The following is a 21,187-nucleotide window of genomic DNA, read 5'->3' as shown; positions in this document are numbered from 1 at the left end:
TGCTTAGCCTAGCGGAGGTGGGCCGCTGCATCAAGTCCGATGGGGCCCTGGAAATCCCTTGACCCCCGGCCCGATCGACCCCTTACTTCACGCCTGCCCCCGCCGTCGGGATGGCGGAACCCGGGCCCGTCCGGACCGTAAACGCATGCGTTGAGGAGCGGCGTTCTCCCCGCCGGACGCCCGCCGTCCGAACCCTGTCACGGACGGGCGCGGCTTCGCCTCCGACCCACACCGTGTCGAGTGTCCACCTGCGGCGGTCGCCACTTCACGACGCCAAGGAGCCACGATGCCACCTATCGCGCTGGGACTCGCAGGCAACCTGGGCGACATCGCCGAACTGGTCGCGCACACCACGTTGCTCGGCAAGATCGTCCTCCTGATCCTGCTCTTCATGTCGGTCTTCTCCTGGGCGCTGATGGTCGAGCGCTGGCGCCGCCTCGCGCGCGCCGCCAAGATCAACGCCAGCTTCTGGGAGCAGTTCAACGCCGGTCACGAGGACGCGGCCTCGCTCGACGCCCTCATGCGCTGGTCGCTGCAGCACCCCCAGTCGCCCCTGGCGGCCGTCTTCGCCTACTTCAGCCGCGAGTTCTGGCCCGGCTACCGCGCGCGCCGCGGCGACGCCGCCAGCCTGGCCGCCCACACCGAGGTGCTGGCCCGCGGCGTGGACCGCGTCGCCACGGCCGAGATGGGCAAGCTCGAGCGCGGGCTGAGCTGGCTGGCGACGTTCACGTCCACCGCGCCCTTCATCGGCCTGCTGGGCACGGTCTACGGCATCCTCACCAGCTTCCTCGAGATCGGTCGCCAGGGCTCCGCGTCGCTGGACGCCGTCGGCCCCGGCATCGCCGAGTCGCTGATCGCCACGGTGGCGGGCCTGGCCGTCGCGATCCCCGCGGCGGTGGGCTACAACTACTTCGTGAGCCGGCTGAAGCTGCAGGACGCCGAGCTGCAGGCCCTGGGCGCGCAGCTCAGCGACGTCCTCACCGCCGACGCCCTGCGCGGCGCGCGCAGCGAGGCCCCGCGCGAGAGGTCGCTGACATGATGGGCGCCCCCGGCGGCGCCGCCTCTGCCGGGCGGCGGCAGTACGGCAACCTGGCCGAGATCAACGTCACCCCGCTGGTGGACGTGATGCTCGTGCTCCTGATCATCTTCATGCTCACGGCGCCCTTCATCGTGGGCGGCGTGGACGTCAACCTGCCCCACACGCGCACCACGGCCAAGGCCAGCGTGGAGGGGCTGATCCTGACCGTGGACAAGCAGCGGCGGATCTACGTGGACGAGGATCCCATCCCCCTCTCCCAGCTCGCCGAGGTGCTGCGCGAGATCCGTCCCCTGGACGACCCGCGGCCGGTCTACCTGCGCAGCGACCAGGAGGTGCCCTACGGCTTCGTCGTGCGGGTGATGGGCGTGGTGCAGGAGGCGGGCATCGAGGGACTCAGCCTCGTGGTGGATCCCACCGAGGAGAACTAGCGAGGGGACGTCCGTGAAGCCGGTACATCTCGCACTTTCCTTCGCGGGACACCTGCTGGCCCTGGCGGCGCTGGTGCTGCTGTCGTCCGCCCTGCGCGCGCCCGTGCAGCCGCCGCCGCCCACCATCCGCATCGCCTTCGGCACGCTGCCCGAGCTGCGGTCCTCGTCGCGCGAGGCGCAGGCCGAGCTTCCGAACGACATCGAGACGCCGCCGGCCGAGGAGACGCCCAAGGAGGAGGCGACGAAGGCGAAGCCGGAGGAACGTCCGGCGCCCAAGCCCGAGGAGAAGGCGCCCGCGGCGGAGAAGACGGCCCCCACGCCCGAGGCGCCCAAGCCCAAGCCCACCGAGGCCGTGAAGCCCGTGACCCAGCCCGCGGACGCCTCCGCGCCGGCGCTGCCGGCGCCCGACACCGAGACCGAGGAGAGCGCCGAGGCGTCCTCGCCCGCGGTGCCCGGCTCCGACCTGCCCGCGGCGGCCGAGCCCGCGGCGCCCGCCGAGGGCACGGGGGAGGCCGAGGCGGCGCCGCGCGGCGCCAGCGTCCTGGCCCGTGGCGACGCCGGCGCGGGCGACGCCTACCTGGGCCTCGTCCAGAGCAAGATCGGACGGCGCTGGCAGCCGAGCGCGGCGAGCACCGGGGGACGTCCCCTGCTCGAGACGGTGGTGGCCTTCCGCATCGGCGCGCGCGGCGAGGTGATCGAGCCGACGGTCTTCCAGGGCAGCGGGCTCTCCGTCTACGATCGCGAGGCGCTGCGCGCGGTGATGGAGTCCAACCCGCTGCCGCCGCCGCCCGCGCGCTTCCGCGGGCAGGGGCTCAACATCCAGTTCACCTTCACCTACCGGCGCTGACGGACCGGGGAGGACATGCGCGTTCGGCTTGCCCATCGACTGCTGGTCGCCTTCACGCTGCTCGTGTCGACCGGCGTGTGCGCCCGTGCTCAGGATGACAACGGCGAGATCATCCACCTGGGCGTGGAGCGCAGCTCCGTGCCCCGCGTGCGGGTGCGCTTCCTGCCGCTGGAGAACGCGGCCACGGCGCCGGGCGCCACGGACGGCCTGGTGGCCCTCGCCTCGCGCCTGGCGCGCGATCTCTACTACAGCGGACTGATCGAGCTGGTGGAGCCGCTGCCGCCGGGGGTCACGTCCCCCGCGCCCGCGGGCCGCAGCGGCGAGGGCGACAGCGAGCTCGCGGCCCCCGAGTACGGCCTCACGCTGCACCTGGAGGGCGCCGCGGCCGACAACCTCACCTGGACGGTCCGCCTGCTCGAGCCCAGCGGCGACATGCGCCTCGGCCTGCGCTACTCGGTGGACCTGGCCGGCATCGCGCCGTCCGTGCACCACTTCTCGGACCAGGTGGTGAACCAGCTCACGGGCGAGCAGGGCATCGCGCAGACGCGCGTCCTCTTCAGCCGGGGCAGCGGCGACCACCGCGAGCTCTACGTGGTGGATTACGATGGCGAGAACCTGCGCCAGGTCACCCGCAACGGCAGCCTGAACCTGACGCCGCGCTGGTCGCCCGACGGCAAGTCCATCTCCTACACGTCCTACGAGAAGGGCCGCCAGCGGCTCCTGCTCCTGGAGACGGCCACCGGCCAGAGCACCCGCGTGGGCGACTTCCAGGGACTCAACGTGGGCGCGGCCTGGTCGCCCACGGGCAACGAGCTGGCCGTAACCCTTTCTCGCGACGGGAATTCCGAGATCTACCGGATCCGGCCCGACGGCCGGGTGCTCGCCCGGGCGACCTTCGAACCCAGCATCGAGTGCAGCCCGGCCTGGGACCCCAGCGGCCAGCAGATCGCCTACACCAGCGACCGCACGGGAAGCCCGCAGATCTACGTCATGGACGCGGTGGGCGCAAATCGCCGTCGCGTCACGTTCGAAGGTAACTATAATGACAGCGCGGCCTGGTCGCCCCGCGCGGACCGCATCGCCTACGTGAGCCGGGCGTCGGGGCTGTTCACCATCTTCACCGTGGCGCCGGACGGGAGCGAGTTGCAGCGCATCACGTTCCCCGCTGACCGGGACAACGAGGATCCGTCCTGGGCGCCCGATGGACGACATCTTGTGGTCAGCAGCAACAGGACGGGGTATACCACTCTATGGATCATTGACGTGGACTCAGGAGAGGCCCGCGCACTGACGCGCGGCAAGGGCATCGACACGGGTCCCTGCTGGAGCGGACCGCCGGCATCCGCTCAGGCCGCATCGGCCGGGGACAACTGATCGCTTCCGGCGAGCTAGAAACCATCGAGCCAAGGAGCTACCGATGACTGGACGACTGTCGCGCGCTATGACGATCGCCGCCATGGCGGCCATGACCCTGCTGCTGATGATGAACCTGGGCGGCTGCGGGAAGAAGCAGCAGGAGGCCGAGATCAAGACCGCGCCCGAGCAGCCCGTCATGGAAGAGCCGGTGAAGGTGACGCCGCCCGCGGAGATCCCGGTGAAGCAGGAGGAGGCCATCCCCACCGACATGACTCAGATCGGCGCGGAGCTGAAGGCCGTCTACTTCGACTTCGACAAGTACGAGCTCAAGCCCACCGCGCGCGAGGCGCTGAACGCCAACGGCCGCCTGATGAAGGACCATCCCGACCTGCGGATCATCATCGAGGGCCACTGCGACGAGCGCGGCACCGTGCAGTACAACCTGGCCCTGGGCGAGAAGCGCGCGCAGGCCGCCAAGAGCTACCTGGTGGACCTGGGCGTCGCCGCGAGCCGCATGGAGGTCGTCTCCTACGGCAAGGAGCGCCCCTTCGCCATGGGTCACAACGAGGCGGCGTGGGCGCAGAACCGCCGCGCGCAGTTCGTGGCCCGTCCGTCGGGCAAGTGAGCGTGACCCCGCTCGTCGCCTTGCGATCCCGTGCCGGTGCGCGCATTGCGCGCGCCGGCGCGGCGTCGCTGCTCCTGGCCGCCGCGCTGGCCGCCAGCGGCTGCATCCCCTGGATGGACCGCACCGAGCGCAAGCTCGACGAGACCGTCCAGGAAACCCGCATCCTCCGCACGCAGCAGAACGCGCTGGCCGACGAGGTCGCCCAGATCCGCCGGCTGCTCGAGAGCGAAGGCCTCGTCGACGACGAGAACCGCGCCGAGCTGCTCACCCGCCTGCGCGACCTCGAGCGCGCGGTGGCCACGCTCAACGCGCGCAACCAGGAGCAGGAAGACCTGCTGCGGCGCGTGAGCGCGAGCCTCGACCAGCTCACGCGGCAGACGCGTCCCTTCGAGGCGCCCTCCACGGAGACCGCGCCCCCGCTGAGCGCCGCGCCGCCCACGGAGACCACGCCCCCGCCGGCGCAGACGACCGCCGACAGCACGCCGAAGCCGGCGGCGACCGCGGTGGACTCCGTCCCCGCCGCGGTCGACAGCCTGCCGCCCGCCGGCGTCGTGAGCACCACCCGCGACAGCATCGTCCCGGCCGGCGCATCCCCCGACACCACGGCCGGCGCCGCCGCGGCCGGTGACAGCGCGGTCTTCGCGGACGACGACGGCTCGCCCGAGATGGTGGTCTACGACGCGGCGCGCGCCGACTTCGCGCGCGGCAACTACGGACTCGCCGAGCAGGGTTTCCTCGAGCTCATGCGCCGCTTCCCCAACAGCCAGCTCGCGGACAACGCCGGCTACTGGCTGGGCGAGTCGCTCTACGCGGAAGGCAAGTTCGACGACGCCCTGGCGCGCTTCGAGGACGTCCTCGCCCACTACCCCAACGGCGACGCCCTCCCGGCCGCGCAGCTCAAGGCGGGCTACTGTCAGCTCGAGCTGGGCAACACCGAGGCGGCGATCGCCGCCTTCAAGCGCGTGACGCTGCACTACCCCGACAGCAGCGAAGCCGCCAACGCGCAGCACCGCCTCACGGCCATGGGGAACCGTCCCTAGCGCAGCGCCCCCTCGCGCAGCGCGTCGAACAGCGCGCGCAGCTTCTCGCGGTCCTTCTCCCCCGGCGACGACTCCACCCCGCTCGATAGGTCCAGCGCGAAGGGCTCCAGCGCCGCGGCCTCGGCCACGTTGTCCGGGTTCAGGCCGCCGGCCAGGATCACGCGCTCGTGAAAGCGCGCGGCCGGATCCGCGAGCAAGGGCTCCAGCAGGCGGTAGTCGAAGCGCCGCCCGGTGCCGCCGTGCAGGCCGGGCGCCTTGCTGTCCAGCAGCAGGTAGTCGGCCGCGCTCTCCGGCAGGACGACGGGACCGTCCCCCACGGGCAGCGCGCGCACGACGAACACCTCGGGCAGGCGCCCCTTGAGCCAGAGGATGTCCGGCTCGCCGTAGCCGCCGTGCAGTTGCAGGCCGTGCAGGCAGCCGCGGCGGGCGAGGGCGACGATCGCGTCCAGCGGGTGGTCGACGAAGACGCCGACCTTGGTGCCCGGCAGGCCGCGGACGATGTCCTCCAGCGCCTCGGGATCCACCACGCGCGGGCTCGCCGCGTGGAAGATGAAGCCCAGCCAGCTCGCGCCGGCGTCGAGGGCGGCCTGCGCGTCGGCGCGCCGGGTGATGCCGCAGATCTTCACCCGCCCGTAGACGAGCTGCTTCACCTGCGCCGCCATGTCCCGCGCGGCCAGGATGCTGCTGCCGACGAGGAAGCCGTCCACGAGGGGCGCGAGGCGGCGCAGGTCCGCGTGGTGCTCCACGCCCGACTCGCTGATGCGCACGACGCCCGCGGGAATCCGCGGCGCCAGGCGCTCGGTCACGGCGAGGTCGGTGCTCAGCGTGTTGAGATCGCGGTTGTTGATGCCCACCAGATCGGCGCCGGCGGCCAGCGCGCGGTCGAGCTCGGCCTCGTCGTGCACCTCCACCAGGGCGGCCATCTCGAGAGAGCGCGCGGCGGCCTGCAGCTCCTCGAGCTGGCTCTGGGCGAGCGCGGCCACGATGAGCAGCACCGCGTCGGCCCCCAGCCAGCGCGCCTCGGCGATCTGGTAGGGATCGACGACGAAGTCCTTGCGCAGCAGCGGCCGCGTGGTGAGCGCGCGGGCGCGGCGCAGGTCTTCGCCGCTGCCGCCGAACCAGCGCGCGTCGGTGAGCACGCTGATGCAGTCGGCGTGGCGCTCGTAGATGCGCAGCAGCTCGCCGAGATCCAGGTCGGGACGGATCGCCCCGCGGCTCGGACTCGCCTTCTTCACCTCGAACACATGGCGACGTCCCGGCGCGGCCAGCGCCGCGCGGAAGTCGCGGTCCGAAGGTGCGAGCTCGCCCGCGAAGCTCGCCAGCGGACGCTCCCGCTTCGCCGCGGCGACCTCTTCGCGCTTGGCGGCGAGGATCGTCTGCAGCACGGAGACGCTCATCGCAGATCCCGGCTCGCCGCGGCCCAGCGCTCCAGCAGGCGCAGGGGTTCGCCGCTGGCCATGAGCTCCAGGCAGCGGCGCGCGGCGGCGGCCCAGTCGTCCTCGGCGCCGGTGAGCACCAGTCCCGCCGCGGCGTTGAGGGCGATGGCGCGCGCGCGGGGACCGCGGTCCTTGCCGCCGAGGACGTCCCGCAGCAGGGCGGCGTTGTCCTCGGCCGTGCCGCCGGTGAGGTCCGTGGGCGGCGCGGGGTCGAGGCCGATCGCCTCGGGATTCACCTCGAGGTGGCGCAGGCCGCCGCCCTCCACGGCGATGATGAGGGTGCTGCCGTGCAGGGCGAGCTCGTCCATGCCCGCGCCGTGCACCACAAAGGCGCGCTCGGCGCCCATGCCCAGCAGCGCCTGGGCCATGGGTTCGAGCATGGCCTCGCTGTTCACGCCCAGCACCTGGGCGTAGGGCCGCACGGGATTGCTGAGCGGGCCGATCAGGTTGAAGAGCGTGCGCGTGCCCAGCGCGCGGCGGACGGGCATCACGTGCTTCGTCGCCAGGTGGTAGCGCGGCGCGTAGAGGAAGCAGATGCCGAGCTCGTCGAGCAGCTTGCCGTTGCCCTCGGGCCCCAGTTCGATGGCGACGCCCAGGGCCTCCAGCACGTCGGCGCTGCCGCTGCGGCTGGAGACCGCGCGGTTGCCGTGCTTGGCCACGGGCTGGCCCGCCGCCGCGAGCACGATGGCCGCCGCCGTGGAGATGTTGATGCTGTGCTGGCCGTCGCCGCCGGTGCCGCAGGTGTCAATTACATGTGTCCGTGCCGTTGGCACGGACACGGCAGCCTCTTGCAGGGCTCGAGCGGCGCCGCCGATCTCGGCGGGCGTCTCGCCCTTGATCTTGAGCGCGATCAGGATGCCCGCGATCTGGGCCGGGTCCATCTCGCCCTTCATGATCTCGCCGATGAGGAGGCGGGTCTCGTCGAAGGTCAGGTCCTTGGCCTCGTAGAGCTTCTTGAGGATGAGTTCGTGGCTCATGCGTCGCTTTCGTGGCTCAGCGCCCAGGCCAGCGCGTTCTCGATCAGCAGGCCGCCGGACGGGGTGAGGATGCTCTCGGGATGGAACTGCACGCCCACGATGGGGAGCGTGCGATGGGCGAGGGCCATGACGAGATCCTCGCAGCGCGCGGTGACCGCGAGCTCGTCGGGCATGCGGACGCCCACGAGGCTGTGGTAGCGCCCCACGGCCATGGGGCTCTCGAGGCCGGCGAAGAGGCCGGTGCCGTCGTGGGTGATGCGGCTAGCCTTGCCGTGCACCGGCAGCGGCGCGCGGTCCACGCGGCCGCCGTAGGCCTCGATGATTGCCTGGTGCCCCAGGCAGACGCCGAAGATCGGCAGCCGCCCGGCCAGCGCGCGCAGCGCGGGGATGCAGACGCCGGCCCGCGCCGGCGTGCTCGGCCCCGGCGAGATCACCAGGAGCTGCGGGCGCGCCTCCGCGACGACGTCCTCGAGCTCGTCCAGCGCGATGTCGTTGCGGTAGACGAGCACGCGCACGTCGCGCTTCTCGAACTCGTCCACCAGGTTGTAGGTGAAGGAGTCGAAGTTGTCGATCATGAGGACCGTGGGCGTCTTCATTCGACCCCCTCGGCAAGTCCCAGCGCGGCCAGCGGCGCGCGGGCCTTGTGCCAGGTCTCGTCCACCTCGCGGGCGGGGATGGAATCGTAGACCACGCCCGCGCCGGCGCGCGCTGTGGCCTGGCCGTCCGCCACGAGCAGCGAGCGGATGACGATCGCCGTGTCGAACTCCCCGTCCAGCCAGTAGTAGCCCACGGCACCGCCGTAGAAGCCGCGGCGCGTGCGCTCGTAACGGCGCAGCAGGCGCATGGCCTCCACCTTGGGCGCGCCGGTGAGCGTGCCCATGTTCATGGTGGCGAGGTAGGCGTGCAGCGGATCGAGTCCCGCGGCCAGCCGACCGGTGACGCGGCTCACCAGGTGCTGCACGTGGCTGTACTTCTCCACCACGAAGAGCTCCTCGGCCAGGCGCGTGCCGGGCTCGCTGACGCGGGCGACGTCGTTGCGCGCGAGGTCCACGAGCATCACGTGCTCGGCCAGCTCCTTGCCGTCCAGCTTCAGTTCCGATTCGTGCCGCGAGTCGAGATCCGGGTCGACGTCCCCACCCCGCCGCCCCCGGGGGCGGGTGCCGGCGATGGGCCGGATCGACACGCTCGCCCCCTCGGCCCCCGCCCGGCTCACCTTCAGCGCGGTCTCGGGGCTCGCGCCGAGCAGGGTCATGTCGCCCAGGCGCAGGTAGAACATGTAGGGGCTGGGGTTGAGCGCGCGCAGGCGGCGGTAGGTCGTCAGCGGCGGCTCGGGCGCCGGCGCGGTGAAGCTGCGGCTCGGCACGATCTGGAAGACGTCCCCCGCCAGGATGTGCTCCTGGCAGCGCGCGACCACGGCGGCGTAGGCGGCGTCGTCGAGGTCGGTCTCGATGGCCGCGGGGTCGAGCGCCGGCGCGGGCGGCAGCGGCGGCAGCGCGGGCGCGCTCGCGGCGGCCTCCTCGCAGCGGCGGAGGAACTCCTGGGCGAGGTGGTAGTCCTCGCTGGCGCGCAGATCGGTGCCCTCGGGGCAGAACACCGTGGCGACGAGACGCGTGCGGTCGTGCAGGTGGTCCACGGCGAAGAGCTGATCGGCCAGCACGAAGACGTAGTCCGGCACGGGGCGCGGGTCGTCCTGCTCGCTGTCATCGTCGCCGGGGTCGAGATCCTCGAAGCTGTCGACGAAGTCGTAGGCGAAGGCGCCCAGCAGGCCGCCGGGGGGAAAGCCCGCGGCGGTGGGCGCGTCCAGGGGAAAGGCGCCCTGCAGGAGGCGCAGCAGATCCATGGGCCCCGGCGCGCGCAGGCGCTCGCGCTCCTCGAGACCGGCCGCGCGCGGCGGCAGCGTGCCGGCCAGCAGGGCGAGGCCGTGCTCGCCGTCGTAGACCGTCTCGAGGCCGAAGTCGGTTGGCCCGTCCTCGACACCGGGTCGCAGTGCAGTCAGCAGCCGCTCGCCCCGCGGCGCCAGGGCCTCCAGCGCCCAGTCGCGGCCGCGGCCGCTGAGCCGCAGGGCGGGCGCGACGCAGCCGAGGCTGCGCACGGCGTGCTCGCGGTGGACGTCCGCGCTTTCCAGCAGGCAGGCGTGGGGGGCGGCGCCGCCGTCGCTCAGGGCGGCGAACAGGCGCAGGGGATCCACGGCCCCGGGCAGGACCTTCACCAGCGGTTCGGCGCGGCCGGCCCGGAAGCCGGCGCTCATGTCAGGGACCGCCCCTCCAGGGCCGCCACCCGCGCCACCTGCTCCATGAGGCGCGCGAACTGCTCGGGGAAGAGGGACTGCTGGCCGTCGCTGAGCGCGTGGTCGGGCGCCGGGTGCATCTCGACGATGAGCCCGTCCGCCCCCGCCGCCGTGGCGGCCTTGGCCATGGGCAGCACCATGTCGCGCACGCCCGTGCCGTGGCTGGGGTCGACGATCACCGGCAGATGCGTCCGCTCCTTCAGATAGGGCACGGCGTTGAGGTCGAGCGTGTTGCGCGTGCCCGTCTCGAAGGTGCGGATGCCCCGCTCGCAGAGCACCACCTTGTTGTTGCCCTCGTTGAGGATGTACTCCGCGCTCATCAGAAGGTCGTTGTAGGTGGCGCTCATGCCGCGCTTGAGCAGCACCGGGTGCTTGCTCTTGCCCAGCTCCCGCAGCAGGCGGAAGTTCTGCATGTTGCGCGCGCCCACCTGGAACATGTCGGCGTGCTCGATGACCTTGTCGATGTCGTGGACGTCCGTGATCTCGGTCACCACCGGCAGGCCCGAGGCCTTGCTGGCGGCGGAGAGCAGGCGCAGGCCCTCCTCCTCGAGACCCTGGAAGCTGTAGGGACTGGTGCGCGGCTTGTAGGCGCCGCCGCGCAGCATGTGCCCGCCGGCGGCCTTCACCACCCGCGCGGACTCCATGATCTGCGCCTCGTTCTCGACGGCGCAGGGCCCGGCGATCACGGTCAAATGCCCCGGCCCGAAGGACACCGGCCCCACCTTCACCACCGTGTCGTGGGTCTGCAGCTCCCGGCTCGCCCGCTTGTAGGGACTGAGAATGGGCAGGACGCGATCCACGAAGGGGTAGGCGTCCAGGGCCAGCGTGGCCAGGACGCGCTCGTCGCCCAGGGCGCCCAGCACCGTCCGCTCGCTGCCGGGCATGTAGAGGGGCTCGAGGCCCTGCTCGGAGATGATGCCCATGAGCCGGTCCGCGTCTTCCTTGGTGGCGGACTTCTTGAGAATGATGATCATGGCGTCCCCTGGGTGCAGAGAAGGCGGCGACGTCCGAAATTGGAACCGATAGACGCGCCGGGGACAACACTTTAGGCGGCGGGATCCTCCCCGTCAATGCCCTGGGCCCCGGCCCGGGTTTGCAGCGGCCGGGGGGATGGATTACACTCCCGCCAAGCGAGTAAACGCTGCCCCCCACCCACCGCCCAGGCAGGTGACCCATGGCCCAGCCCCTCACCGAGGGCATCAGCCGCCGCGACTGTCTCCTCGCCAGCGCCGGCTCCCTCTTCGCCGAGAGCGGCTACGACGGCACCACCATCCGCCAGATCGCGCGCCGCTGCGGGATCACGGAAGCCGCCATCTACAAGCACTTCCCGAGCAAGGAGTCCCTTTACACCGAGGTGATCAAGGGCAAGGCGCGCCGCCACAAGATCAGCGCCGCCCTGGCGGCGAAGCGCGGCGAGGGGACCATCGAGGACGTGCTCTTCACCGTGGCGCGGCACGTCCTCGCCACGGCCAGCGACGACCCCGAGCTCCTGCGCATGCTCCTCTACAGCAGCCTCGAGAAGTTCAAGGCCGCCGAGTTGCTCTACCGCGAGTTCCGCCTGCCCTACATCTCCTGGCTGCGGGAGGAGCTGCGCGACCGCATCGAGAGCGGCGAGCTGCGCAAGGTGGACCCCTTCATCACCGCCCGCTGCTTCGTGGGCATGGTGATGGACTGCGCCGTCAACGTGGAGCTCTGGAATCACCTGGAGAACACGAGCTTCAGCACCGAGGACGTGGTGACGAACAACGTCCCCGTCTTCGCCGCGGGTCTGCTGGCGACCTGACCCGCCGCCACCGCGGCGCCGATTCCCTGTGACGAAAACGCCCGCGGGATCTCCCGCGGGCGTCGTGCCGAAGGCGAGGCCGTCGGCTAGCGACGCTTCGGCGTCCGGCCGGCCGCCCTGTCCCGCGGGCTCAGCTTGCCGTCTGCCCGGCAGGCCTTCGCGCAGGCCATGGCGCAGGCCTTGGCGTGCGCCTGGTCGTGGCCCGTCGCGCACTGCGCGGCGCAGGCCTTGGCGCAGGCTTCCATGTGCGCCTTGACGTCCCCGGTCTTGCACTGCTCGGCACAGGCCTTCGCGCAGGCCTCCATGTGAGCCTTGACGTCGCCGGTCTTGCAGTGCTCAGCGCAGGCCTTCGCGCAGGCCTCCATGTGGGCCTTGAGCGCGGCGTCTTCGCTGCTGGCGGTCGCCGTCTTGGCGCCGGTGCAGGTGGCGGCGCAGCCGGGGCTGCAACCGGTGGTGGGTTTCGGCGTGACCGGCTTGTCGTCGGCCATCGCGATGAGCGTGCTGAGCGCCAGGACGGCGAGGGCCGTCGCGATGGCGATGATTCGAGTCCGTTTCATGCGGATCGATCTCCCTGTTCAGTGTTGTGGGTGTCGCGTGCGGTGCACGCGTTCATGCAGCGGGGAGCCGATCCAGAGACGGCGGACGAAGCAGGGGCCGTGGACTGCGCGAGGACGCGAGGATCGTGGCGGTGCGGGCCGTCCCAACCACCGTGAGATCGGGATCGAAGCGCGGCGGACTGGCGGCGAAGAACACCAGGCCGCCGATGCACTGGCACTGGCCGCAGCGCGCGGCGCTCGTGCCCGCGCAGTCCGACTTGCCGCTGGTTCCACAAGGCGTCCGGGCTTTGTCGCAGCCCTTCGGGACGGGCGCGTCGCCGCAGAAGCGCTGGCAGCCGGACGCGGCGGCGCAGCTCGGCGCCGCGGCGGGCGCGCCGGCGTTGCAGGAGGTCGGTGGGGTGGCGGGCTGGGAGATGTCCAGCATCGTGACCGACGCGCTGGAGATCGCATCGCCGGCGGGCCAGAGGCCCAGCCACAGCGCGAGCGCGCCGAGGGCGATTCTGCCAATCCAGTGTCGGTGGGTCATGGAGCCGCTTCCCGCGACGTGGGCCTGCAAGGAGTATGCACCATCGGACCGGGGGATCTCAATTCGGAAGTAGGTGGCCTCAGTCCAGCCGTAGCACCAGGACGGTGAGGTCGTCGTCCGGGGGCTCCGGCGCGCAGAAGTCCAGCACGGTCTCGACCATGCGGTCCAGCAGTGCACGCGGCTCGAGCGGCGCGGACTCCTTGAGCAATTCGGCCACGCGCTCGTCGCCGAACATCACGTCGCCGTGGGTGGCGCCGGCTTCGCTGAGACCGTCGCTGTAGACGAGCAGCGTGTCCCCCGCCGCCAGCTCCACGCGCCCGCCCTCGAAGGTCAGCGTGGGGAAGGCCCCCAGCATGAGGCCGCCCTTGTCGAGCTCCTCGATCTGCTGACCGCCCGCGCGCAGGAGCAGCGGGTGGTTGTGGCCGGCGTTGACGTACTCGAGCGCGCCGGTCTCGGGGTCCAGCCGCGCGATGAACAGGGTGACGAAACGCCGTCCCCGCGTGCTCCGGTGCATGGCGGCGTTCAGGCGCGCGACCATGTCGGGGAGGGGCAGCGTGGCGTCGCTGAGGGCGCGCACCATGGCCTGCACCTGCGCCATGAGCAGGGCGGCGCTCATGCCCTTGCCGGCGACGTCGCCCAGGGCGATGAGCGCGCGGCCGTCGGCGCAGGCGAAGGTGTCGTAGTAGTCGCCGCCCACGGCCAGGCTGGGCCGGTTGTGCCCCAGCACCTGGAGACGGCCCAGGATCAGGGGCGCGTCGGGCAGCAGCTGCTGCTGGATCTGCGCCGCGCGCTCGAGCTCCTCCTCCAGACGGCGCTGCTCCTCCAGCGCCGCCTGCGCCGCACTCTCGCGCAGGCGCACCGCCGCCAGGTGGGCCAGCAGCGTGAGCAGCTCAAGCTCCTCCTGGCCCAGCGGCTCCAGCGGCGAGAGGCGGTCGGCGTAGAGCAGGCCGGTGATGCGCTCGTCGTCCCAGAGCGGCGCGCAGAGCGCCGAGTGGATCTTCTCCAGCACCACGCTCTCCTGGCCGGCGAAGCGCAGGTCGCGCTGGGCGTCGCCCACCACGAGCGCCTGGCCCTCGCCCAGCACCTTGCCCAGGATGCTCCGGCTGATCCGCGGCGGCCGCTCGGGCACGCCCGGCGCGCGGTACTGCGCGGTGAGGGTGAGCGCCTCGAGCGACGGCACGGTTTCGCCGGCGTCGCCCCGGGGCAGCAGCAGGCAGGCGCGGTCGGGGCTCACGGCTTCGCCCACGAGCTGGACGATCCGCGCCTCGAGTTCGGCGGGCTCGCAGGCGGTGAGCAGGCCGTGGGCGGCCTTGTCGAGCCGGGCGAAGAGCCCGGGGCGCGCGGCGGGACCCGGGCTGGACGGCGTGCCGCTGCTAAGGAAGTCGCGCGCGTCGAGGGAGTGGATGGTATGGCCGCCCAGGTCCTCGTCGCCGCTGAGTTGCAGCCCGGGCGGCGTGGCGGGCGGCGCGCCGGGTGCGCGGAGCTGCAGCTCCACGTCCCCCAGGCGCAGGTGGTCGCCGCCGTGCAGGGCGCGCTCGCCCTCCAGGCGGCGGCCGTTCAGGAAGCTGCCGTTGCGGCTGCCCAGGTCCTTGGCGTGCCAGCGGCCGCCGTCCCAGCGCAGCTCCAGGTGGTGGCGCGACACGGAGGGGTCGGCCAGCGGCAGGTCGTTGCCGAGGGCGCGGCCGAGGCTGTAGCGGCGGCCGGGCTCGAGCACGGCCTCTTCCTCGGGGCGTCCCGGGAACTGGATGAGGAGCAAGGTCGGGGCGACGGGCATGGCGGCATCATAGCCGAAGCGGGCGTAGGCATGCTAGAGTGCCACCTTCGCCCTGTCCCCCGCCAGGAGGCTCCCCATGATCCGTCGGCTCGCCTTCGTCGTTGCTCTCGCGCTGTCAGTCGCCGCCCCCGCCTTCGCCGTGGAGCCCTTCGGCGCGCGGCACCCGGCCCTCAGCCCGGACGGCAGCCAGCTCGCCTTCTCCTGGCGCGGGGACATCTGGGTGGCGCCGGCGGCGGGCGGCGCGGCGCGGCGGCTCACGGTGCACGAGGCCTACGACGCGCATCCCCGCTGGAGCCCCGACGGGGCCGAGATCGCCTTCACCAGCGACCGCTTTGGCAACGACGACGTCTTCGTCGTCCCCGCGGCGGGCGGCGTGCCCGAGCGGATCACCGTCCACAGCGACGACGACGCCCTCTCCGACTGGAGCCCCGACGGCGCCACGCTCTACTTCTCGAGCACTCGCGAGAGCCGCGAGCCCCTGCTCTACGCCGTGCCGCGCGCGGGCGGCCGCCCGGTGCGCGTGATCCGCGACCGCGCCTGGGACGCGGCGATCAGCCCCGACGGCCAGTGGATCGCCTACCTGCGCGGCTACACCAACTGGTGGCGCCGCGGCTACCGCGGCCCGGCCAGCCGCGACGTCTGGCTGCGCCGCACGGCGGGCGGGCCGAGCGTCCACATCGTGGCCTGGCCCGGCGACGACGATCACCCCCAGTGGAGCGGGGACGGCCGCGCGCTCTACTTCCAGAGCGAGCGCGAGGACGGCGTGAAGAACCTCTGGCGGCAAGACCTCCGCTTTGAGGGCGACAGCGCCTTCCCCGACGGCGCGCCGGTCCAGCTCACCCACCTCGCGGACGACATGACCTACCTCTCCCTCAGCCGCGACGGCCGCTGGGCCACCTTCGAGTCGGACGGGCGGCTGTGGATCGCCTCCACGGCGGGCGGCGAGCCGCGGCGCGTGGCGCTCGACTGCACCGGGGACCTCAAGAGCAATGCGCTCACGCGGCGCACGCTGAAGGGCGACGTCACCGACTACGCCTTCGCGCCCGGCGAGAAGCAGCTTGCCTTCGTGGCCGAGGGCGAGCTCTACGCGGGTGTCGTGCGCGACGGCGAGCTGAAGGATCCGATCCGCCTCACCGAGACCGACGCCCGCGAGAAGGACGTCGCCTGGCTCGACGAGAACACGCTGCTCTTCACCAGCGACCGCGAGGGCGGCGACGACATCTACCTGATGCGCAGCAGCGACCCCGACGAGCCGCGCCTCGGCCGCAGCCGCTACCGCGAGACCGTCCGCCTCACCGACGACCCCGCCACCGAGGAGCGCCCGCAGCCGAGCCGGGACGGCAAGACCGTCCTCTATCGCAAGGGCACGGGCTTCCTCTGGGCGATGGGACCGGACGGCAGCGGGCAGCATCAGCTGATCGACGAGCCGGAGCTGCTGCACACCGACTGGAGCCCCGACGGCGCCTGGATCGCCTACAGCGTGACGAATCACGGGAGCGCGGAGGACATCTACATCGTGGATGCCGCCGGCACGCGCGCGCCCGTGAACGTGAGCAACCACCCCAACGACGACTTCCACCCGCTCTGGAGCGGCGACGGCAAGCGCCTCGCCTGGGCCAGCCGCACCGACGACGGCTTCTACTCCATCAAGTACCTCTGGCTCACGACCCTCGACGCCGAGAAGACCGACAGCGAGCGCGAGCGCGAGGAGGAGGCCGCGGAAGATAGTAAGGGCGACAAGGACGACGGGGACGAGCCCGAGACCGTCACCGTATCGATCGACTGGGACGACATCCCCGACCGCGTGCGCACGGTGACCACCCTGCGCGGCTTCTACTGGGACTACGACCAGAGCCCCGACGGCAAGCACTACGCCCTGCGCAGCGCGGTCTACGAGGACGCGCCCGACCTCTGGGCCGTCGACTGGGACGGCGAGCACCTGCGCCGCCTCACCCGCGGCGGCGCGGACCCGGACGTGCTGCACTGGAGCGAGGACAGCGAGTCGGTCCGCTACCTCGCCGGCGGGCAGATCAAGGAGATCGCCAACAAGGACGACGCCAGCGCCAAGAGCTACGGCTTCTCCGTGCCGCTCACGGTGGACGCCGCCGCGCGCCGCCTCCAGAAGTTCAACGAGGCCTGGCGGCTGCTCGACGACGGCTTCTACGACGCCGACTTCCACGGCGCGAATTGGAACAACGTGCGGGTCAAGTACGCGCCGCGCGCCGAGGCGGCCATCATGTTCAACGACTTCAAGGATGTCCTGCGCGAGATGATCGGCGAACTCAACGGCAGCCACCTGGGCACCTGGGCCGGCCCGAGCGACAGCGACGGCACCGACGCCACCGGCCTCCTCGGTTTCACCCCCGACGACGCTTACACCGGCCCGGGCCTGCGCATCGCTCACATCCTCGCGCGCGGGCCGCTGGATCGGGAGGAGTTGGATCTGAAGGTTGGGGACGTCATCTGGGCCATCGACGGCGTCAAGATCGCCGCGGGCGCAAATCCCTACCCCCTGCTCGAGCACAAGGCGGGCAAGGAGGTGGATCTGCTCGTGGGCAGTCCGCTCCCCAAGCCTAAGGGTACCCCCCGCACGGTCACGGTGGAGCCGCGCGGAAGCGTCTGGTGGCTCGCCTATCGCGAGTGGATGGACGCGAACCGCGCCCTGGTGGACTCGCTGTCGGGCGGCCGCCTCGGCTACCTGCACATGAGCGCCATGGGCGGCGGCGACTTCGACCGCTTCGTGGAAGACCTCTTCAGCCGCGCGCGGGGCAAGGACGGCCTCATCCTCGACGTGCGCTACAACAACGGCGGGAGCATCCACGACCAGGTGCTGACCTATCTGAGCCGCAAGCCCTACGTCTACAGCAAGGGCCGCGGGAAGGCCGAGGGGCAGTTCGACGCCATCGAGCGCTGGGACAAGCCCATCGTCCTGCTCACCAACGAGCGCAGCTACAGCGACGGCGAGATCTTCCCCTGGGGCTTCAAGGCGCTGGGGCTTGGGCGCATCGTGGGCATGCCCACCTTCGGGGCGGTGATCGGCACGCGCAACGTGCAGCTCATCGACGGCACGGTGTTCCGCATCCCCGGCACCGGCTGGTGGCGCCGCACGCCCGACGGCGGCGTGGGCATTAACCTGGAAAACCACCCGGTTCAGCCGGATTTGCTGGTGCCGGACGTTCCCGAGGAGGCCCTCGCCGGGCGTGACGCCCAGATCGAGGCCGGCGTGGCCGAGTGCCTGCGCATGATCGCCGACGGCTGGACGCGCGACTGATCTCCCTGTCTCGCCCCCCGCGCGGGTGCTAGACTTGAGCCAACGCTGCGCCCGCGCGGCGGGCGCGACACAGGGAGGACAACATGCGACTCGTGAAAGCCATCGCCTTGCTGGCGTGCGCGCTCTTCGCGACCATCCCGGCCGCGGCGGACACGCCCTATCTCGGCTTCGACCTGCTCAACGCGCAGGGCGTGAACCAGTACTTCACCGGCTTCTACGTCAACCAGACCCTGGGCAGCGTGTTCATCGTGTCGGGGTCGAGCCCGCTCCTGGTGACGCACCTCGGCGTCTTCGACATGAACCCCGACAACGAGCCCAACTGGGATCCCACCAACCCACCCAACTCGGCCTACGGTTTCAACACGCAGCATGCCACGGCGCTCTTCAAGCGCTCGGACATGAGCAAGCTGGGCGAGGTGATCATCCCCGCGGGCACGGCCGCGCCGATCCAGGACGAGGGCTATCGCTACATGCCACTGGACGAGCCCGTGGTCCTCGAGCCCGGCCAGACCTACGTGATCGCAGCTTGGTTCGCGCCGGGCACGGGCGAGGCGGGCAACATCGACTCGTTCTATCTCATGGGCACGGCGCCCGGGGACGTCCCGTCCACCGTGACCACGCACCCGGACATCACGATTCTCGACGGCTGCTTCAACCCCAACGCCGGCGATGGCAGCACCTGCGACGCCCCCTTCGTCTTCGGCATGTTCTGGGGACTCTACGCGGGCGGCGCGAACTTCCTCGTGCAGGAGACGGTGGTCACCGAGGACACGTCCTGGAGCCGCGTGAAGAGTCTCTACTAGCGAACCCGCGCACGGAAGCGCAGCGTGCAGCTCGGCGGGCCGGGGGGCGGTGGCGCGCCCCCCATGCCCGCGAAGCGTCCTCGCGGGCGGACGCGCAGGTGCGTGACCGCGGGGTCGAAGCCGTCGGCGTCGGGGACGGGCACGTAGCCGTAGCTCGCGCCGCCGTCGGCGGAGAAGTCCAGGTCGTCGGTGGGGTCGTTCAGCGCGGTGAAGACGACGCTGAGCCCGCTGGGCGTCACGCCGTCCGTGAACTGCAGCGGCGCGCCCCCCACCAGATCCCCCACGAAGAGCGAGAGTCCGGCGGGCAGGGCGTCCACGATGGCGAGGCTGCCCGCGTCGGTCTCGCCCGGCCCCAGGTTGCTCACGCGCAGGCTGTAGTCCACGCGCGCGCCGGGAATGCCCTTGGGATTCGCGCCGCCGTTCACCGGGTCGGCCACCACCTGCACCTGCTTGAGCATCACCAGATCGGGCAGCGCGCCGCCCGTGGCGACGCTCAGCGTGACCACGTTGTTCCCCGCGATGTTGTCGAAGGTGCTGCTGGCCACGGTGGCCGTGAGCAGCAGCGAGGCCGGGGCGTTCGGCGCGACGGCCACCGTCAGCGCGATCGGCGGCGCGGCCGCGCCCACGGCGATGGGCTGCGCCAGGGTCCAGCGCAGGAGCGGCGCGCCCGAGGCGTCGTAGGTCCAGCCCGGCGCGTCGCTGGCCACAGCCGTCAGGCCCGCGGGCAGCAGCAGGCTGAGCGTGGCGTCGTCGGCCGCGCTGGGGCCGAGGTTGTCCACGCCGAGTGCGAGCGTGCCTTCGCCGCCCAGGGGGAAGCTGCCCGCGGCGGCGAGCGTGGGCGTGAGGTCGGCCACGGCCGTGTTGGCCACGCAGAGCAGCTCGGCCCCCAGCAGCACCAGATCGCCGCCGGTGGAGTAGACCGCTTCCGCCGATTCGTCGCCACCGCCGAGTCTGGACCCCACGTCGAAGACGTCAAAGTCCAGCCCCCAGGTCGTGGGATCGTTGATCCAGTTCGCCGTGGAGTTGTAGGGGTTGTTCACGGGGTTGATGCGGTCGCGCAGCGGCCGGCGGTTGAAGCTCAGCGTCTCGCGCACGCCGCCCATGTTCTGCGAGTTCTCCTCGTCGCCCTCCCAGCTCAGCACGGCGAAGCGGCCGTCGCGCCCGTTCTGCGGGATGCGGAAGTTGTTCGGCTGCAGCGTCACCTGCTCGCCGCGCAGGGCCTGCAGGCCGTCGTAACGGTTCACCACGCGCAGCGGTTCGCCCGGCGCGCTGTAGACGACCATCAGGCTCCACCCCGCCAGCACGGCCTGGCTCGCGCAGTGGGGCGGGCCGTCGTTCACGCTGAGTCCGGCGAACTGGTAGAGCCCGTTGCCGCGCGCGGCCACGTGGCTCGTGACATCCGCGACGCCCTGGAAAAAGTCGAAGTCCACGCCGCCCGTGCTGTAGCGCGCCGTGTAGCGGCGCTCGGCGCTGAGCGGCAGGCCGTCGAGGCTGACGTCCCAGTCCGGCACGCGCTGTCCGCTGCCCGGCGCGGTGGACCAGGAGCCGGCCCAGTAGAGCGTGGCGGAAACCACCGTCGCGCCCGCGGGAATGCCGGTGAGCGGCGCGCTGCCGTGGTCGTCCACGGCGCAGGCGTCGAGCAGGTTGGAGAAACGGCGCAGCGTGCCGGCCGTGCCGGCCACGTCCAGCGGGCCCGCGAAGCTCTCGCGCAGGGCGACGGGCGTGTCGGCGCGCGCGGCGGTCACCGGCGCCAGCAGAAGCAGCGCGGCCAGGGCGCGACTAGCGAAGGAGCGCATGGCGCAGATCCTCCTCGTCGAAGCCCCAGCTGAAGCGCAGGAAGGGACCCGCCGCCGTGACGCCCGCGTCGGGGAAGTCGCGATCGCCGTAGCCCCGCACGTTGAAGCCGCCCTGCAGCCAGAGGCCGCGCCCCAGGCGACGTCCCGCGGACACGCCCAGCAGGCTCTCCACCCGCGCGCCGCGCTCGGCCACCTTCAGGCCGCCGCGCGCGCCGACGTCCCAGCAGCGCTCCAGCGTGCGGCGCCACTCCAGCGCCAGGCTCTCCACCGCGCCGCGCACGCGCCCGCCCTGCCACAGGCGATCGCTCACCTTGACGCCGTGAAAGAGGGACAGCTGATCGTCGAGGCCGAGGCGCAGGTTCGCGTTGCCCTGCCAGCGCAGCGTGCGGCTCACGCCTGTCCCCACCATGCGCTCGCGCTCGCCCTCGAAGCGCTGCAGCACCAGCCAGCGCCCGTGCGCCGGCCGCAGCGCAGCACCCAGCCGCAGCGTGAGCCGTGCCTGGGGTGCGCCCATCGCCGCCACGACACCCGAGCTGCGCAGGCCGCGCAGCTGCGCGGAGAGCCCCAGCCCCGGACGCGCCTCGCCGTAGGCGCCGAACTCCGCGCCGAGCCGCCGCTCGTCGCCCTCGCGCCGCCACTCGC

General features: G+C 72.0%; 19 protein-coding genes. 9 read left to right on the top strand and 10 right to left on the bottom strand.

Going from position 1 to position 21,187, the window contains the following annotated elements; all coding sequences use genetic code 11:
* The first annotated feature begins 286 nt into the window (after window positions 1–286).
* The 6 genes from H6693_09845 (at window position 287) to ybgF (ending at window position 5,335) form a co-directional block, all read left to right on the top strand.
* Complete coding sequence (locus H6693_09845; GenBank protein MCB9516483.1) at window positions 287–1,039, top strand: MotA/TolQ/ExbB proton channel family protein; 753 nt, start codon at window positions 287–289, stop codon at window positions 1,037–1,039.
* Complete coding sequence (locus H6693_09840; GenBank protein ID MCB9516482.1) at window positions 1,039–1,467, top strand: ExbD/TolR family protein; 429 nt, start codon at window positions 1,039–1,041, stop codon at window positions 1,465–1,467. Before H6693_09845 ends, H6693_09840 begins: the two co-directional genes overlap by 1 nt.
* A gap of 13 nt (window positions 1,468–1,480) precedes the next feature.
* On the top strand, window positions 1,481–2,314 hold the full coding sequence (locus H6693_09835; protein ID MCB9516481.1) for a TonB family protein: 834 nt from the start codon (window positions 1,481–1,483) through the stop codon (window positions 2,312–2,314).
* A 15-nt stretch (window positions 2,315–2,329) separates the two neighbouring features.
* On the top strand, window positions 2,330–3,688 hold the full coding sequence (locus H6693_09830) for a PD40 domain-containing protein (GenBank protein ID MCB9516480.1): 1,359 nt from the start codon (window positions 2,330–2,332) through the stop codon (window positions 3,686–3,688).
* 67 nt (window positions 3,689–3,755) lie between these two features.
* Window positions 3,756–4,295: a peptidoglycan-associated lipoprotein Pal gene (pal, locus tag H6693_09825; GenBank protein MCB9516479.1), complete on the top strand. Its 540-nt coding sequence runs from the start codon at window positions 3,756–3,758 to the stop codon at window positions 4,293–4,295.
* Between the two features lie 20 nt (window positions 4,296–4,315).
* Entirely contained in the window at window positions 4,316–5,335 is a 1,020-nt protein-coding gene (gene ybgF, locus H6693_09820; protein MCB9516478.1) for a tol-pal system protein YbgF, read from the top strand.
* On the opposite strand, the gene trpCF is transcribed toward ybgF, so the two are convergent.
* From trpCF to aroF, 5 genes are read right to left on the bottom strand one after another with little or no spacing between them, the layout of a single operon-like run.
* Complete coding sequence (gene trpCF / locus H6693_09815) at window positions 5,332–6,732, bottom strand: bifunctional indole-3-glycerol-phosphate synthase TrpC/phosphoribosylanthranilate isomerase TrpF (protein MCB9516477.1); 1,401 nt, start codon at window positions 6,730–6,732, stop codon at window positions 5,332–5,334. The two genes, ybgF and trpCF, sit on opposite strands and share 4 nt — an antisense overlap.
* The gene (trpD, locus tag H6693_09810) at window positions 6,729–7,748 is read right to left on the bottom strand and encodes an anthranilate phosphoribosyltransferase (GenBank protein ID MCB9516476.1); all 1,020 of its coding nucleotides are present in this window, start codon (window positions 7,746–7,748) and stop codon (window positions 6,729–6,731) included. The genes trpCF and trpD overlap by 4 nt, the downstream gene beginning before the upstream one ends.
* The gene (locus tag H6693_09805; GenBank protein MCB9516475.1) at window positions 7,745–8,344 is read right to left on the bottom strand and encodes an aminodeoxychorismate/anthranilate synthase component II; all 600 of its coding nucleotides are present in this window, start codon (window positions 8,342–8,344) and stop codon (window positions 7,745–7,747) included. The genes trpD and H6693_09805 overlap by 4 nt, the downstream gene beginning before the upstream one ends.
* Window positions 8,341–9,996 (bottom strand): anthranilate synthase component 1, encoded by a 1,656-nt coding sequence (locus H6693_09800; GenBank protein MCB9516474.1) that lies wholly within the window; start codon window positions 9,994–9,996, stop codon window positions 8,341–8,343. The genes H6693_09805 and H6693_09800 overlap by 4 nt, the downstream gene beginning before the upstream one ends.
* Window positions 9,993–11,009 carry a 3-deoxy-7-phosphoheptulonate synthase gene (gene aroF, locus H6693_09795; protein ID MCB9516473.1) on the bottom strand — a complete coding sequence of 339 codons (1,017 nt, stop codon included), beginning with the start codon at window positions 11,007–11,009 and terminating at the stop codon, window positions 9,993–9,995. The genes H6693_09800 and aroF overlap by 4 nt, the downstream gene beginning before the upstream one ends.
* A gap of 200 nt (window positions 11,010–11,209) precedes the next feature.
* Here aroF and H6693_09790 point away from each other — a divergent pair, with 200 nt between their 5' ends.
* Window positions 11,210–11,818 (top strand): TetR/AcrR family transcriptional regulator, encoded by a 609-nt coding sequence (locus H6693_09790; protein MCB9516472.1) that lies wholly within the window; start codon window positions 11,210–11,212, stop codon window positions 11,816–11,818.
* A gap of 86 nt (window positions 11,819–11,904) precedes the next feature.
* Here the strand turns inward: H6693_09790 and H6693_09785 are convergent, their stop codons facing one another.
* The 3 genes from H6693_09785 to H6693_09775 form a co-directional block, all read right to left on the bottom strand.
* A complete protein-coding gene (locus H6693_09785) occupies window positions 11,905–12,375 on the bottom strand; it encodes a hypothetical protein (GenBank protein MCB9516471.1) in 471 nt (156 codons plus the stop codon).
* A 52-nt stretch (window positions 12,376–12,427) separates the two neighbouring features.
* On the bottom strand, window positions 12,428–12,901 hold the full coding sequence (locus H6693_09780; protein MCB9516470.1) for a hypothetical protein: 474 nt from the start codon (window positions 12,899–12,901) through the stop codon (window positions 12,428–12,430).
* Window positions 12,902–12,980: 79 nt separating this feature from the next.
* Window positions 12,981–14,675: a SpoIIE family protein phosphatase gene (locus H6693_09775; GenBank protein ID MCB9516469.1), complete on the bottom strand. Its 1,695-nt coding sequence runs from the start codon at window positions 14,673–14,675 to the stop codon at window positions 12,981–12,983.
* A gap of 76 nt (window positions 14,676–14,751) precedes the next feature.
* Here H6693_09775 and H6693_09770 point away from each other — a divergent pair, with 76 nt between their 5' ends.
* Window positions 14,752–17,946 carry a PD40 domain-containing protein gene (locus tag H6693_09770; GenBank protein MCB9516468.1) on the top strand — a complete coding sequence of 1,065 codons (3,195 nt, stop codon included), beginning with the start codon at window positions 14,752–14,754 and terminating at the stop codon, window positions 17,944–17,946.
* Window positions 17,947–18,029: 83 nt separating this feature from the next.
* Window positions 18,030–18,749, top strand: coding sequence for a hypothetical protein (locus H6693_09765; protein MCB9516467.1), 720 nt, complete (start codon window positions 18,030–18,032; stop codon window positions 18,747–18,749).
* On the opposite strand, the gene H6693_09760 is transcribed toward H6693_09765, so the two are convergent.
* Both H6693_09760 and H6693_09755 read right to left on the bottom strand, forming a co-directional pair.
* Window positions 18,746–20,545, bottom strand: a complete 1,800-nt coding sequence (locus H6693_09760; protein MCB9516466.1) for a hypothetical protein — start codon at window positions 20,543–20,545, stop codon at window positions 18,746–18,748. The two genes, H6693_09765 and H6693_09760, sit on opposite strands and share 4 nt — an antisense overlap.
* On the bottom strand, window positions 20,529–21,187 hold a 659-nt coding region (locus H6693_09755), incomplete at its 5' end, for a hypothetical protein (GenBank protein ID MCB9516465.1). The genes H6693_09755 and H6693_09760, both read right to left, overlap by 17 nt.

It is taken from the genome of Candidatus Latescibacterota bacterium, assembly GCA_020633725.1.
Lineage (GTDB): Bacteria > Krumholzibacteriota > Krumholzibacteriia > JACNKJ01 > JACNKJ01 > VGXI01.
The sequence above is the reverse complement of the archived record's forward strand: the minus strand, read 5'-3'. Positions and strand labels throughout refer to the sequence as shown.

What these genes read in the sequence shown, in the direction of transcription:
- H6693_09845 (MCB9516483.1), top strand. Translation starts at nt 287, where the DNA reads ATGCCACCTATCGCGCTGGGACTCGCAGGCAACCTGGGCGACATCGCC.
- H6693_09840 (MCB9516482.1), top strand. Translation starts at nt 1,039, where the DNA reads ATGGGCGCCCCCGGCGGCGCCGCCTCTGCCGGGCGGCGGCAGTACGGC.
- H6693_09830 (MCB9516480.1), top strand. Translation starts at nt 2,330, where the DNA reads ATGCGCGTTCGGCTTGCCCATCGACTGCTGGTCGCCTTCACGCTGCTC.
- pal (MCB9516479.1), top strand. Translation starts at nt 3,756, where the DNA reads ATGACGATCGCCGCCATGGCGGCCATGACCCTGCTGCTGATGATGAAC.
- trpCF (MCB9516477.1), bottom strand. Translation starts at nt 6,732, where the DNA reads ATGAGCGTCTCCGTGCTGCAGACGATCCTCGCCGCCAAGCGCGAAGAG.
- trpD (MCB9516476.1), bottom strand. Translation starts at nt 7,748, where the DNA reads ATGAGCCACGAACTCATCCTCAAGAAGCTCTACGAGGCCAAGGACCTG.
- H6693_09805 (MCB9516475.1), bottom strand. Translation starts at nt 8,344, where the DNA reads ATGAAGACGCCCACGGTCCTCATGATCGACAACTTCGACTCCTTCACC.
- H6693_09800 (MCB9516474.1), bottom strand. Translation starts at nt 9,996, where the DNA reads ATGAGCGCCGGCTTCCGGGCCGGCCGCGCCGAACCGCTGGTGAAGGTC.
- aroF (MCB9516473.1), bottom strand. Translation starts at nt 11,009, where the DNA reads ATGATCATCATTCTCAAGAAGTCCGCCACCAAGGAAGACGCGGACCGG.
- H6693_09790 (MCB9516472.1), top strand. Translation starts at nt 11,210, where the DNA reads ATGGCCCAGCCCCTCACCGAGGGCATCAGCCGCCGCGACTGTCTCCTC.
- H6693_09785 (MCB9516471.1), bottom strand. Translation starts at nt 12,375, where the DNA reads ATGAAACGGACTCGAATCATCGCCATCGCGACGGCCCTCGCCGTCCTG.
- H6693_09780 (MCB9516470.1), bottom strand. Translation starts at nt 12,901, where the DNA reads ATGACCCACCGACACTGGATTGGCAGAATCGCCCTCGGCGCGCTCGCG.
- H6693_09775 (MCB9516469.1), bottom strand. Translation starts at nt 14,675, where the DNA reads ATGCCCGTCGCCCCGACCTTGCTCCTCATCCAGTTCCCGGGACGCCCC.
- H6693_09770 (MCB9516468.1), top strand. Translation starts at nt 14,752, where the DNA reads ATGATCCGTCGGCTCGCCTTCGTCGTTGCTCTCGCGCTGTCAGTCGCC.
- H6693_09765 (MCB9516467.1), top strand. Translation starts at nt 18,030, where the DNA reads ATGCGACTCGTGAAAGCCATCGCCTTGCTGGCGTGCGCGCTCTTCGCG.
- H6693_09760 (MCB9516466.1), bottom strand. Translation starts at nt 20,545, where the DNA reads ATGCGCTCCTTCGCTAGTCGCGCCCTGGCCGCGCTGCTTCTGCTGGCG.